At 73.8% G+C, this 13,315-nt stretch carries 13 protein-coding genes and 2 pseudogenes; 9 read left to right on the top strand and 6 right to left on the bottom strand.

All coding sequences use genetic code 11. The annotated features are described in order from the left end of the window. Nucleotides 1-351 precede the first annotated feature (351 nt). The 4 genes and pseudogenes from uvrB (at nt 352) to JNW89_RS12295 (ending at nt 4,813) form a co-directional block, all read left to right on the top strand. A pseudogene (uvrB, locus tag JNW89_RS12310) lies at nt 352-2,459 on the top strand (excinuclease ABC subunit UvrB). A gap of 14 nt (nt 2,460-2,473) precedes the next feature. After that, nucleotides 2,474-3,373, top strand: coding sequence for an AraC family transcriptional regulator (locus tag JNW89_RS12305; protein ID WP_238449023.1), 900 nt, complete (start codon nt 2,474-2,476; stop codon nt 3,371-3,373). 24 nt (nt 3,374-3,397) lie between these two features. Next, nucleotides 3,398-3,766, top strand: coding sequence for a VOC family protein (locus JNW89_RS12300; RefSeq protein ID WP_238449022.1), 369 nt, complete (start codon nt 3,398-3,400; stop codon nt 3,764-3,766). Nucleotides 3,767-3,892: 126 nt separating this feature from the next. Next, on the top strand, nt 3,893-4,813 hold the full coding sequence (locus JNW89_RS12295) for a helix-turn-helix transcriptional regulator (protein WP_238449025.1): 921 nt from the start codon (nt 3,893-3,895) through the stop codon (nt 4,811-4,813). Between the two features lie 7 nt (nt 4,814-4,820). Here JNW89_RS12295 and JNW89_RS12290 read toward each other — a convergent pair whose 3' ends face one another. Together JNW89_RS12290 and JNW89_RS12285 are read right to left on the bottom strand one after the other, a co-directional pair. Continuing rightward, a complete protein-coding gene (locus JNW89_RS12290; protein WP_238449021.1) occupies nt 4,821-5,696 on the bottom strand; it encodes an SDR family oxidoreductase in 876 nt (291 codons plus the stop codon). 43 nt (nt 5,697-5,739) lie between these two features. Then, nucleotides 5,740-6,033 (bottom strand): antibiotic biosynthesis monooxygenase, encoded by a 294-nt coding sequence (locus tag JNW89_RS12285; RefSeq protein WP_238449020.1) that lies wholly within the window; start codon nt 6,031-6,033, stop codon nt 5,740-5,742. A 105-nt stretch (nt 6,034-6,138) separates the two neighbouring features. Between JNW89_RS12285 and pnuC the strand changes: the two genes are divergently transcribed. From pnuC to JNW89_RS12265, 4 genes are all read left to right on the top strand, one after another. Beyond that, nucleotides 6,139-6,792 (top strand): nicotinamide riboside transporter PnuC, encoded by a 654-nt coding sequence (gene pnuC / locus JNW89_RS12280; RefSeq protein ID WP_238449019.1) that lies wholly within the window; start codon nt 6,139-6,141, stop codon nt 6,790-6,792. A 90-nt stretch (nt 6,793-6,882) separates the two neighbouring features. Then, entirely contained in the window at nt 6,883-7,653 is a 771-nt protein-coding gene (locus tag JNW89_RS38075) for an AAA family ATPase (RefSeq protein WP_238449018.1), read from the top strand. Between the two features lie 14 nt (nt 7,654-7,667). Then, nucleotides 7,668-7,877, top strand: coding sequence for a hypothetical protein (locus JNW89_RS12270; protein ID WP_238449017.1), 210 nt, complete (start codon nt 7,668-7,670; stop codon nt 7,875-7,877). Between the two features lie 368 nt (nt 7,878-8,245). Then, on the top strand, nt 8,246-9,244 hold the full coding sequence (locus JNW89_RS12265; protein WP_238449024.1) for a TerC family protein: 999 nt from the start codon (nt 8,246-8,248) through the stop codon (nt 9,242-9,244). A 64-nt stretch (nt 9,245-9,308) separates the two neighbouring features. Here JNW89_RS12265 and JNW89_RS12260 read toward each other — a convergent pair whose 3' ends face one another. The 3 genes and pseudogenes from JNW89_RS12260 to JNW89_RS12250 all read right to left on the bottom strand — a co-directional run bounded on the left by JNW89_RS12260 (nt 9,309) and on the right by JNW89_RS12250 (nt 11,378). Beyond that, entirely contained in the window at nt 9,309-9,704 is a 396-nt protein-coding gene (locus JNW89_RS12260) for a C40 family peptidase (protein ID WP_238449016.1), read from the bottom strand. A gap of 87 nt (nt 9,705-9,791) precedes the next feature. Further along, on the bottom strand, nt 9,792-10,223 hold the full coding sequence (locus tag JNW89_RS12255) for a hypothetical protein (protein ID WP_238449015.1): 432 nt from the start codon (nt 10,221-10,223) through the stop codon (nt 9,792-9,794). 58 nt (nt 10,224-10,281) lie between these two features. Next, nucleotides 10,282-11,378 (bottom strand): annotated as a pseudogene (locus JNW89_RS12250) (mandelate racemase/muconate lactonizing enzyme family protein). Nucleotides 11,379-11,422: 44 nt separating this feature from the next. Here JNW89_RS12250 and JNW89_RS12245 point away from each other — a divergent pair. After that, nucleotides 11,423-12,220 (top strand): tyrosine-protein phosphatase, encoded by a 798-nt coding sequence (locus JNW89_RS12245; protein ID WP_238449014.1) that lies wholly within the window; start codon nt 11,423-11,425, stop codon nt 12,218-12,220. Between the two features lie 11 nt (nt 12,221-12,231). Here JNW89_RS12245 and JNW89_RS12240 read toward each other — a convergent pair whose 3' ends face one another. Further along, on the bottom strand, nt 12,232-13,098 hold the full coding sequence (locus tag JNW89_RS12240; RefSeq protein ID WP_238449013.1) for a serine hydrolase: 867 nt from the start codon (nt 13,096-13,098) through the stop codon (nt 12,232-12,234). Nucleotides 13,099-13,315: the final 217 nt, after the last annotated feature.

Below are 13,315 nucleotides of genomic sequence, written 5' to 3'. Positions count from 1 at the left end.
GGGGGCGGCGGCCGGTCGGGGGAGGTCTCCACGAGTGGTTGAACGCCCGGCGGCGGCGAGGGTGACGAGGGAGACGGTGCCGAGGCAGGGGCGCTCGCGGCGGCCGGTCTGCGCCATGGGCCGCGACCACGTCGGGTGCGCACGCCGGCGATGTCCGGGTGCTGCGACCCTCCTGTGCCGGGGGTGGGAGCCCCGTGAGGGCCCGGCCACCTGCCCGGTCGGCCGCCGCGAGCGGCCTACGGTGTTCAGGCTAGCGCGGTGGGATGTGGCCCACAATGGGAATATCGAAGCCGATCACGGACCGCCCGTAGTCGCGACGGAGTGTCGGACCCTCGGCGTACCGTTGATGTCATGGCGCTCGACATTCCCCGGCTCGACGGCCGCTTCCAGGTCGTCAGCGAGTTCCAGCCGGCCGGCGACCAGCCGGCTGCCATCGACGACCTTGAGCGTCGGGTCCGGCGCGGCGACCGCAACACCGTGCTGCTCGGCGCGACCGGCACCGGCAAGAGCGCCACCACGGCGTGGCTCGTCGAGCGGCTGCAACGCCCCACCCTGGTGCTCGCGCCCAACAAGACGCTCTGCGCCCAGCTGGCCAAGGAGTTCAGCGAGCTGCTCCCGCACAACGCGGTGGAGTACTTCGTCTCCTACTACGACTACTACCAGCCCGAGGCGTACATCCCGCAGACCGACACCTACATCGAGAAGGACTCCTCGATCAACGAGGAGGTCGAGCGGCTGCGCCACTCGGCCACCATGTCGCTGCTCACCCGCCGGGACGTGATCGTGGTCGCCACGGTCTCCGCCATCTACGGCCTGGGCACCCCGGAGGAATACCTGGACCGCGCGGTCCGGGTCGCCGTGGGGCAGGAGCTCGACCGGGACCAGCTGCTGCGCCGCCTGGTCGACATCCAGTACACCCGCAACGACATGGCCTTCCAGCGGGGCACCTTCCGCGTCCGCGGCGACACCCTGGAGATCATCCCGGCGTACGAGGAGCTGGCGGTCCGGATCGAGCTGTTCGGTGACGAGGTGGAGAAGCTCTACTACCTCAACCCGCTCACCGGCGACGTGGTCCGCGAGGTCGACCAGCTGGTCATCTTCCCGGCCACCCACTACGCGGCCGGCCCGGAGCGGATGGAGCGGGCGATCCGCGACATCGAGACCGAGCTGGGCGAGCGGCTGGCCGAGCTGGAGCGGCAGGGCAAGCTGCTGGAGGCGCAGCGGCTGCGGATGCGCACCACCTACGACATCGAGATGATGCGCCAGGTCGGCTTCTGCTCCGGCATCGAGAACTACTCCATGCACATGGACGGGCGGCTGCCCGGCAGCCCGCCGCACTGCCTGCTCGACTACTTCCCCGACGACTTCCTCACCGTCGTCGACGAGTCGCACGTGACCATCCCGCAGATCGGCGGCATGTACGAGGGCGACGCGTCCCGCAAGCGGATGCTGATCGACCACGGCTTCCGGCTGCCCAGCGCCGCCGACAACCGGCCGCTGCGCTTCGACGAGTTCCTGGAGCGGGTCGGCCAGATGGTCTACCTCTCCGCCACCCCCGGCCCGTGGGAGCTGGAGCAGGCGCAGGGCGAGTTCGTCGAGCAGGTGATCCGCCCGACCGGGCTGGTCGACCCGGAGGTCGTGATCAAGCCGACCAAGGGCCAGATCGACGACCTGATGCACGAGATCAAGCTGCGCACCGAGCGCGACGAGCGGGTGCTGGTCACCACGCTGACCAAGAAGATGGCCGAGGATCTCTCCGACTACCTGCTGGAGAACGGCATCCGGGTGCGCTACCTGCACTCCGAGGTCGACACGCTGCGCCGGGTCGAGCTGCTGCGCGAGCTGCGCAAGGGCGAGTACGACGTGCTGGTCGGCATCAACCTGCTCCGGGAGGGCCTCGACCTGCCCGAGGTGTCCCTCGTCGCGATCCTCGACGCCGACAAGGAGGGCTTCCTGCGCAGCGGCCGGTCGCTGATCCAGACCATCGGCCGCGCCGCCCGTAACGTCTCCGGCCAGGTGCACATGTATGCCGACAAGATCACTCCGTCGATGGCGGCCGCGATCGACGAGACCGACCGGCGCCGGGCCAAGCAGATCGCGCACAACGAGGCGCACGGCATCAGCCCGGAGCCGCTGCGCAAGAAGATCCACGACATCCTCGACGACATCTACCGCGAGGCGGAGGACACCGAGAACAGCCGGGTCGGCGGGGCGGTGCGCCAGCTCTCCCGGGGCAAGGCCCCGGTCAAGGAGACCCGCAGCCGCAGTCGGGTTGGCGCGGCCGGCCGTCCCGGGAGGGGATGGCCCGCGCCGATCTGGCGCAGCTCATCCAGGAGCTCAACGACCAGATGCTGGCCGCCGCCCGGGAGCTGCAGTTCGAGCTGGCCGCCCGGATCCGGGACGAGGTCGCCGACCTCAAGAAGGAACTGCGCGGGATGGACGCCGCGGGCGTGAAGTAGTAGGGGAGCGGGGGATGGGCGGGATCGAGGCGGTCGTCGGTCTGCCCGACCCCCGCCTGCGCCCGTTCGTCGACCGGTACCTCGGCTACCGCGAGCCCGCCTCGCTGCCGCTGGTCCGCCGCGAGGTGGCCGGCGCCTTCGTGGTGCTGGTGCTCGGCTGGGGGCGCCCCGCTGACGTGGTCGACCCGCGGGCGGCCAAGCGCGGGGCGTACGGGGTGGACTCGTTCGTCGCCGGGCCCTTCGACGGCCACTGCACCACCTCGACCCTCGGCATGGGGCTCGGCGTGCAGCTGGTGCTCAGCCCACCGGCGCCCGCCGGGTCCTCGACCTACCGCTCGGCGAGCTGGCCAACCGGGCCGTGCCGGTCGGCGACCTGCCGGACCGGTGGCTGGACCGGCTGCGCTGCCGGGCTGGCCGACGCCCCGGACTGGCCGCGCCGGTTCGCCCCGCTCGACGTGGCGCTCGGCGCGCGGCTGGCCGGCTCCGCCCCGCTCGATCCGACGCTGGGCCGGGCGTGGCGTCGGCTCGCCGGCACCGGCGGCCGGATCGGCGTCGGTGACCTCGCCGACGAGCTGGGCTGGAGCAGCCGGCACCTCGCCGTCCGGTTCCGCGCGGAGCTGGGGCTGACGCCGAAGGCGACCGCCCGGCTGCTGCGCTTCGGCCGGGCGTACGCGACGCTGGCCCGCGACCTCGTCCCCCGGCCGGGCACCGAGCGCGGTGGACCGAGCGACGACTCCGGCGGCCACCCGGACCGAGGCGAGAACGCCCCCGCGGATCCGGGCGGCTGGGCGGAGCTGGCCGCCCGCTGCGGCTACTACGACCAGTCGCACCTGATCCGGGACTTCCGGGAGTTCGCCGGTACGACGCCGGCCGCGCTGGCGCGCTCCGGATCGCTTTCGTCCAATCCCGGCTGACCGGGCCGGCCGCAGACTCGGGCCATGCGAAGCATCTACCCGGTCTTCCGGTATCCCGACGCCCGTGCCGCGATCGACTGGCTCTGCGCGGCGTTCGCCTTCCAGGTCCACGAGGTGCACGACGCGCCCGACGGGTCCGTCGCGCACGCCCAACTCGGCTACGGCGGTGATCTGATCATGCTGGCCACCGGGAGCGGTCCCCGGGTCCGGCCGGCCGACGACGACTACGTCGTCTACGTGGCGGTCGACGACGTCGACGGCCATCACGGCCGGGCGAAGGCGGCCGGCGCGGAGATCGTCCGGGAGCCCTTCGACACCGACTACGGCTCCCGCGACTACACCGCCCGCGACCTCGCCGGCAACGTCTGGTCGTTCGGCACGTACCGGCCCTGACCGGTGCGCTCCGCCCGGCGGCGCGGGGGTCGCACCCGACGGGGCGTCGCCGGGCGGTTGCGGTGCGCAAGCGAGGTATTGCCCTGGGTGACGGTCCTGCGTACCCTTCGTCGTGGGGAGGCCGGGATGCCGTTGTCATCGAGTCCTGTCATTCGCCGTGCACGCCTCGGCGCCGAGTTGCGCCAGCTGCGCAGACGGGAGGCGCTCACCCTGGAACAGGTGTGTGGGCTGCTGGGCTGGGCCTCCACGTCGAAGCTGTCCCGCATCGAGCTGGGGCAGAGCCGGCCCGACCTCGCCGATGTACTCGACCTGCTGGACGTCTACCAGGTGCCGCCGCCGCAGCGGGAGGCGCTGATCATCATCGCCCGGGACGCCGCGACCAGCCGGGGCTGGTGGAAGGCGCTCGGCCAGATGCACGAGCGGCAGCGCACGTACGCCGAGCTGGAGGCGGGGGCGGCGGCCATCGTGGAGTACCAACCGGCCGTCGTACCCGGTCTGCTCCAGGCCCCCGGGTACGCCCGCCTGCGGGTCCTCGCCGGCCGGCTGCTGCACCCGGACGTCGACGTGGAGGCCGACGTGCGGGCGCGACTGGCCCGCCAGGAGGTGCTGCGCCGCCCCGACCCGCCGCACTACACCGGCCTGCTGGACGAACGGGTCTGCGACCCGGCCGGCGTCCCGGTCGAGATCTGGCAGGAGCAGTTGGCGCACCTGCTCGCCCTGGCCGACCTGCCGAACGTGACGATCCGGGTGGTGCCCCGCACGGCCGCCCCGCCCGGGGCGGTGCACGCGCTGACCGCCTACTCCTGCTACTCCTTCCCCGACCCGGCCGACCCGCGCACGGTGATGCTGGAGACGCTCTCCAATGACGTGCGGCTGGTGACCGACGCCGACGTCGCCCGCTACGAGCGGATGACCGGCTGGCTGTCGGCGGTGGCGTTGAGCGCGGAGGAGACCGCCGCGCTGTTGCGCGACTGGGCCGGCGAGGTCGCCAACGGCGCGCGCCCCGGCGGTGCCGAGGGGGAGGCGGGTCGCTCGGCCGGCGGGTGAGCGCCGCTCAGCGGTGCCGCTGGAAGCCGCCCTCCGAGTCGATCACCTGTCCGGTGATCCAGCCGGCCTCGGGCGAGCAGAGGAAGCGGACCAGCCGGGCGGCGTCGGCCGGGGTGCCCCACCGCCCGCCGGGGAAGAGCCCGGCCACCGCGGCGTGCACGTCCGGCGGGGCGTAGCCGGTGTCGGTCGGCCCGGGGTTGACGCAGTTGACCGTGATGCCGCCCGGCATCAGCAGCGGGGCGAGCTGGGCGGTCAGGTTCTCCACGCCGGCCTTGCTGGCGGCGTACGCCAGCTCACCGGGCATCGGGCCGAGCCGCTGCCCGCTGGAGAAGAGCACCAGCCGGCCGCCCGAGCCGGCGGTGAACGCGGCGGCGAACGCCTCGGCGAGCAGCAGCGTCGCCCGGACGTTGACCAGCAGGTGCCGGTCGATCTCGGTGGCGTCGAGCGCGCCGAGCGGAGTGTGGGTGGAGTACGCGTGCACGGCCACCACCGCGTCGAGCCGGCCGTGCCGGCGTACCGCCTCGGCGACCAGTGCACCGGGCGCGGCCGGGTCGAGCAGGTCGCCGGGACGTACCCGGCGGCGGCGCCGAGCTCGGCGAGCAGCGCGGGCACGCCGTCGGGGTCGCCGCCGTAGGGCTGGGCGTCGTCGTAGGCCGGCAGGCCGCTGAGGAGCAACCGGTGCCCGTCGGCGGCGAGCAGCCGGGCCACCGCCGCGCCGATGCCGATCCGGCGGCTCACGCCGGTCACCAGGAAGACCCGCCCACTCATGATCGAGAGTCAACCCGCCGCGCCCCGGTCGCGCCAGCGGATTGTCGCCGCGCGGCCACCGGACCCGGCACCCCCCGAACGCGTCGGGGGCCGGTGTGCCGCGCGTGCGTCGCACGGTAACCGGGGGGTACGACAACGATGGGTGTGGATCCGCCGGATCAGGCCGGGACGTCGACGAAGTGCTCGACCCGGGGCGGGCCGGCGAAGTGCGGGCCGATCAGCGCCCGCCACTTGCCGAACGCTTCGGTGGCCCGGAAGTTCTGCTCGTGCGCCTCGACCGAGTCCCACTCGACCAGCAGCACGAACCGGGTCGGGGTCTCGATGCCCCGGGTCATCCGGACCGACCGGCAGCCCTCGACGTCCGCGAGGATCCCGCGCGCCTGCGCGTAGGCGGCGGCGAACTCGTCCTCGTGTCCGGGCAGTACGTCGATGAGCGCGACCTCAAGCACCATGACCGAAGCCTCGCACGCTCCGCGGTGGGACCGGCGGGGAGGGGTCTTCTCCGCCGGCCGCGGCGGCCCTAGGGTGATCGCTCGGGCCACGGGGAGGGGCGGATCATGCTGGACTGGTTGACCACGGTGGCATTCACCGTCGGGGAGGTCGGGACGACCTGGGCGGAGCTGCTCGGCTTCGCCACCGGCGTGCTCAACGTCTGGCTGGTCGCCCGGCAGCACATCGTGAACTGGCCGGTGGGCATCGCCAACGTGCTGCTGCTGATGGTGCTGTTCTGGACCGCCGGCCTGTACGCCGACGCCGGCCTCCAGATCGTCTACGTGCTGCTCGGCCTCTACGGCTGGTACCACTGGCTCTTCGGCGGCGAGCGGCGCAGCCGGCTCGCGGTCAGCCGGACGAGCGGCCGGGAGTGGGCCGGGCTGGCGGTCGCCGGGGTGCTGCTCACCGGCGGGCTGTGGGCGCTGCTGGACCGGGCCACCGACTCCACCGTGCCGCTGGCCGACGCGTTCACCACCGCGCTGTCGCTGCTGGCCACCTACGGGCAGACCCGCAAGTTGGTGGAGAGCTGGTGGCTGTGGATGGTGGCCGACCTGGTCTACATCCCGCTCTACGCGTACAAGGGTCTCTGGCTCACCGGCGCGCTCTACCTGGTCTTCCTGGCGCTCTGCGTACTCGGGTTGCGGGCCTGGCGGGCCGACCTGCGCGCGGCCGGGGCCCCGAGGATGGTGCCGCCCGGTCCGGCCCCGGCGACCGCGTGAGCGGGCCGCCCGCCGGCCCGGTCCGGCCGGAGTTCCGGCACGGCCTGGTCGGTCGGCAAGTTCTACCCGCCGCACGCCGGGCACCACGCCGTGATCGAGGCCGCCGCCGCCCGCTGCGCGGCGGTGACCGTGGTGGTGGCGCCGTCGCGCCGGGAGTCCATCCCGCTCGAGCTGCGGCTGGACTGGCTGCGCGAGGCGCACGCGCAGACCCCCTGGGTCCGGTTCGTCGGCCGCTACGACGACCACCCGGTGGACTACGCCGACCCGGCGGCCTGGGACGCGCACTGCGCGGTCTTCTCCGCCGCGCTCGGCGGGCGCCCGGTGGACGCGGTGTTCTCCTCCGAGGCGTACGGCGGGGAACTGGCCCGCCGGTTCGACGCCACGGCGGTCTGCGTGGACCCGGACCGGCGGCTCGTGCCGGTCTCCGGCACGGCCGTGCGGGCGGACCCGGCGGGGCACTGGGACCGGCTGAGCCCGGCGGTGCGGGCCTGGTTCGTCCGGCGGGTGGTGGTGGTCGGGGCGGAGTCCACCGGCACCACCACGATGGCCGGCGCCCTCGCCGCGCACTACGGCACGGCCTGGGTGCCGGAGTACGGCCGGGAGTTGACCGCCCGCAAGCTGGCCCGCCTGCGCGCCCGGCGGCCGGCGGCGACGGTCTTCGACGTCACCTGGGACCGGGACGACTTCGTCGAGGTGGTCCGCGCCCAGCAGGCGGCGGAGGACGCCGCCGCCCGGTCCAGCGGCCCGCTGCTGGTCTGCGACACCGACGCCCGGGCCACCGCGGTGTGGGAGGAGCGGTACCTGGGCTCGGCGTCGGAGCCGGTCCGGGCGGCGGCCCGCCGCCCGCGCTCTACCTGCTGACCGACCACGTCGGGGTGCCGTTCTCCGATGACGGGCTGCGCGACGGCGCGCACCTGCGGGGCTGGATGACCGAGCGGTTCCGGGCCGAGCTGGCCGGCTGCGGGGTGCCGGTGATCGAGCTCACCGGGCCGCACCCGGAGCGGCTGGCCCGGGCGGTGGCGGCCTGCGACGCGCTGCTGGCCGCCGGCTGGTCGCTCGCCGATCCGCTGCTGCCACCCGGCTGAGCAGGGCGTCCACCACCCGGCCGGGCCGGCACCGGATGGCACCTAGCCTCCTAGGACGCCGTAGGGGTTGTGCCACGGATCGTGTCGGAAGGTGATACTGCCGGCAATCCAGGTACCTGGAGATGCGGTGGCCGGCCGGGATGGTGAACAATGGCCCACGAGGAGGGGAGTATTCCCCCGCGACGGAGTCGTCAGCACGGTCGACCGCCGAACCCGGCGGCCCGACCCGGCGCCGTCGGTCATCGCCCCGCCCGCGGGTCGCTGGCGGAAGAGACCTCCGACAGTCACCAGAGTCCGCGTCGCCGCCCACCCCGCCGTCACTCGGCGTACGGTGTGCCCGACGCCGCGTGTCTGCCGGAGGAATGGATTTGAACGTGTCCGGATTGGTGTGGGCCGGAACCCTCGTCGTGATGACGGCGGTCCTGCTCGTCGACCTCTTCATCGTCGGTCGACGACCGCACGAACCCAGCGTCCGCGAGTCGAGCCTGTGGGTCGGCTTCTACGTGGCCCTGGCCCTGATCTTCGGCGCCGGGCTCTGGCTCACCTCCGGCGCGAGCGCGGCCGGGCAGTTCTACACCGGCTGGCTCACCGAGTACAGCCTATCGGTGGACAACCTCTTCGTCTTCGTGATCATCATGGCCCGGTTCGGGGTGCCCCGGCCGTACCAGCAGAAGGTGCTGCTCATCGGCATCGTGCTCGCCCTGGTCATGCGGGGCGGGTTCATCGCCGCCGGCGCGGCGCTGATCTCCCAGTTCTCCTGGGTCTTCTACATCTTCGGCGCGTTCCTGATCTACACCGCGGTGAACCTCGCCCGGCAGGGCGAGCCGGACGAGGACGAGTTCAGCGAGAACCTGCTGATCCGGTGGAGCCGTAAGGCGTTGCCGATCTCCAAGGACTACGACGGCGCGAAGCTGACCACGCACCAGGCCGGCCGGCGACTGTTCACCCCGATGCTGATCGTGATGATCGCCATCGGCACCACCGACCTGATCTTCGCGCTGGACTCGATCCCGGCGATCTTCGGCATCACCCAGGAGCCGTACCTGGTCTTCACCGCGAACGTCTTCGCGCTGATGGGGCTGCGGCAGCTCTACTTCCTGCTCGGCGGCCTGCTGGACCGGCTGATCTACCTCAGCTACGGCCTGGCGGTGGTGCTCGGCTTCATCGGCGTCAAGCTGGTGCTGGAGGCCCTGGCCGACAACAACCTGCCGTTCATCAACGGCGGGGAGCATGTCGCGTGGGCCCCGCACATCCCGATCTGGCTCTCCCTGACGGTCATCCTCGGCACCCTCGCCGTGGCCACCGCGGCCAGCCTGGTCAAGTCGTCCCGGGACCGGCGCCGCGAGCTGGCCGACGCCCGGCGCTGAGCCGCACCCCGCGTACGCGGAAAAGGGGCACCCCGTTCGCCGGGGTGCCCCTTTCGCGTACGGGTCAGACCCGGCGGACGGCGACCAGGGTGGCGGTCCGGTCGGCGGGGAGCTGCTCCTCCAGCACCCGCCGTTGCCGGTAGCAGGCGTGCAGCATCCGGCGGTCGCCGCCGGGCTCGGCGGTGACGATGCCGACGTGGTGGATCCGGCGCCCGGGGCGGGCGAAGAAGTACAGGTCGCCGGGGTGCTCCTCGCCCAGCGGCACCGGCGCGGTGGCCTCGGCCTGGTCGTCGGCGTCGCGGGGCAGGGTCACCCCGAACCGGCGCCAGGCCAGGTGCACCAGGCCGGAGCAGTCGATGCCGTGGCTGGAGACGCCGCCCCAGATGTAGACCACGTCGCGCAGGCGCTCCGCGACGGCCAGCACCTCGCCGGGCTCCGGCCGGCCGGTGGGCAGCGGCACCACGTCCGCCTCGGGGATCCACAGCGGCCCCGGGTGGCCGGGGGGCGTGCACCGGACGCCACCCGTCGACCGGGCCGCCGGTCGGGGTCAGTCGGGTGCCGAGGACGACGCCGGGCACGACCACCGGGCCGTCCGGCTCGGCGTGCAGGCCGGTGACGCCGGCGTCGACCACCAGCGGCTCACCGGCGGGGGTGACCGGCTCCTCGGGGGCCAGGTGGGCGGTGGGCAGCCAGCCGGGGTAGCCGCGCGGGTCGAGTTCCGCCGCGGGCTGCTCGACGGCGACCACGCGGGCCCAGCCGTCCGGGCGCAGCTCGTGACCAGCACCCGCTCGCCGAGCAGCAGTTGGCTCAGCACGCACTCGCCGACCCGCTGGTCGGTGTCCATCCCGGCGACCCAGGCCGGGATGTCGGTGCGTGGGGCGAGGGCGGGGCGGTCGACGGGGCGGACCGCCTCGGGGGTGGCCCAGAGCGTCGCGACGGCGACCCGGACGACGGCCTCGCGGCCCGGTTGCAGCTTCACGTCGACCTCCGGTTCGGGCGGGCGCCTATCCGGACCTTATGAAAAAAACAAACGATCATCAACTGCGGTGCTGCACTTTTGCTTCAGTCACGGAGGTGATGCCCAGCCCGGGCGCGTCCGGCAGCACGACGGTGGCGCCGTCGTACCGGACCCCGCCGCGCACCGGCGACCAGGCCAGCCACCAGGCGGCGTCCAGGTCCGACACGGCCGTGGTGCGGTAGGCGGCGACCAGGCTGGCGGCCGCCCCGATGCCGACCGCGCTCTCCATCATGGAACCGACGATGGTGCCCATCTCGTGGGCGCGGGCCAGGTCGAGCAGGGTGCGGGCGGTGTGCAGGCCGCCGCACTTGGCCAGCTTGACGTTGACCATGTCGGCCGCCCGACGGCGGATCACCTCGACCAGGTCGCGGACGCCGAAGACCGACTCGTCGGCCAGGATCGGCACCTCCACCCGGTCGCTGACCCAGGCCAGGCCGTCCAGGTCCCACCGGGACACGGGCTGCTCGACCAGCTCGACGTCGAGCCCGGCGTCGACGATGCCCCGGATCACCCGCACCGCCTCGCGCGGGGTCCAGCCCTGGTTGCGTCCAGCCGGATCCGCATCCCGGGGCCGACCGCCGCCCGCACCGCGCGGACCCGGTCCAGGTCGGTCGCCGCGTCCGTGCCGACCTTGAGCTTGAGCACGTCGAAACCCTCGCCGCGGCGCTGCTTGGCCGCCGCCGCCAGCTCCACCGCGTCGCCGGCGGCCAGCGTGACGTCCGTCGGGACGCGCAGCGTCGTGCCGCCGAGCAACCGCGCCAGGGGTACGCCGAGCCGCCGGGCCGCCAGGTCGTGCAGCGCGACGTCGAGCGCCGCCTTGGCCGACTCGTTCCCGGTCACCGCCGTGCGCACCTCGGCGCAGCGGGCCACCAGGTCGTCGGCGTCCCGGCCGGCGACCGCGGGGGCCAGCATGTCGCGTACGCAGGCCTCGGCGCCGGCGACCGAGGCGCCGGTCACCTTCCAGACCTGGGGCGCCTCGCCGAAGCCGGACCGCCCGTCGGAGTCGATCACCTCGACCACCAGGGTGTCCACGGTGGTGGTGCGGCGCAGCGCGGTGACGAACGGGGTGTGCAGGGGTGCGGAAAGCCGGTGGGTGCGTACCGCGGCGATCGTCATGTGCGGCACCCTATACGGAGACGGGCAGCGCAGGGGGAGGCCGAATGGGCAGGCGGGACTGGGAGCTGGTGGGCGCGCCGAACGCGCGTGATCTGGGCGGACTGCCCACCGGAGACGGGCGCCGGGTGCGCGCCGGACGGCTGATCCGTACCCCGGCGCTGGGCCGGCTGACCGACGCCGACCTGCCGGTGCTGGGCAAGCTCGCCCCGGCCTGCGTGGTGGACCTGCGGGACGCCTCCGAGATGGTGGTCGCCCCGGCGGACCGGCTGGTGGGGGAGCCCCGGGTGGTGCACCTGCCGGTCCTCGACCCGGCGCACCCGGTCTTCACGTACGTCTCGGCGCTGCTGCTCGGCCACGACCTGGAGGCGTACGACGAGCTGGCCCGGGAGGGCACGCCGGCGGCGATGGCGGCGATCTACCGCTGGTTCGTCACCGGGGAGTCGGCCCGGGCGGGGTTCGGCACGGCGCTGCGGCTGGCGGCGGACGCGGACAACCTGCCGCTGCTGTTCCACTGCTCGGCCGGCAAGGACCGCACCGGCTGGCTGGCGGTGCTGCTGCTCACCGCGTTGGACGTGGACCCGGCGGCGATCCGCGCCGACTACCTGTGCCACAACGAGCTGACCGTGAGCCTGCGCGAAGTGCTGCTGGAGGCGATGGTGGGGCGGCAACCGGCGCTGGACCCGGATACGGTGCGCCCGGTGCTGGAGGTGCGCCCGGAGTACCTGGACGCCGCCTACGACGAGGTGCGCCGGGTGCACGGCTCGTTCGACGCGTACCTGCGTGACGGGCTGGGCGTCACCGACGAGGTGCGCGAGGCGCTGCGGGACAACCTGCTGGAGTGACGCGCCCGGGGTCAGCCGGCCAGGTCGTGCCGGGCCGCCCAGACCGCCGCCGAGATCTCCGCGATCAGCCGGCAGGCGTCGTCCTCGACCTCCTCGCCGGTCGCGCCGCCGTCGGCGAGGTCGGTGGTGGTGCAGACGACGATCACGTACGGCGGGGCGTCGTCCGGCAGGACCACGCCGGCGCCGTGCCGGACCCCCTGTACCCAGCCGTTCTTGTGCGCGATCCGGGTGCCCTCGGGCAGCCCGGCCGCCAGGTCCTCGCGGTGTTCCTGGGCCAGCAGCACGTCCATCATCGCCGCGCAGGCGGCCGGGGAGGCCAGCGGCCCGGGCGGGCGGCCCCGGTGACCAGCCCGCCGAGCAGCGCCGCGAGGTCGGGCGGCGGTGACCAGGTTGGTGATGCCCGCGTCCCGGGCGGCGAAGTCCTCGATGCCCCGGCCGGTGACGCTGTGCCGGGCCCCGGCGAGCGCCCAGGCGCGGGCCACCGCCGGCAGGCCCACCTGGCCGAGCACGATGTTCGTGGCCAGGTTGCTGGACCGGGTGATCATCCGGTCGGCGAGCCAGCGCAGCGGGGCGCTTCCGCCCACCCGCGCCCACACCGCGTCGTCATTGTCGTAGTGCTGGGCGCAGGCGAAGCGGGGCGTCCCGGGCTGCGCCGAGTCGAACCCGTTGACCACCGGGATCGGCGCGTCGAGGTCCAGTTCGCCCGCCTCTGCGGCCCGGTGCAGCGCGAGCAGCACCGCGACCTTCATCGTGCTGGCCGCGTAGTGGGTGGCGTCGGGCCGGCGGGTCCAGGTCGGTACCGCGCCCAGCCGCCCCACGTACGCCGAGACGGTGCCGGGCACCCGCTCCAGCCGCGCGTCGAGATCATCCCAGATCATGCCGGTGACCGTAGCCGATCATCCCCGGCGCGGGACAGCGCGACCCCGGTCCGGGCGCCTACCGTGCCGACATGACGGTTGCCGCGTACGACGCCCACGCCGACTGGTACGAACAGTTCGCCTCCGACACCGCCGCCGACTACATGACCCGGGTCCGCCGGCAGCTCGCCGACCTGCTCGGTCCCGGCCCCGGCCGCTGCCTCGACCTGTGCTGCGG

This window comes from Micromonospora sp. 4G55 (assembly GCF_016803375.1).
Note: the sequence above shows the minus strand (reverse complement) of the source record. Positions and strands in the feature narration are given on the sequence as shown.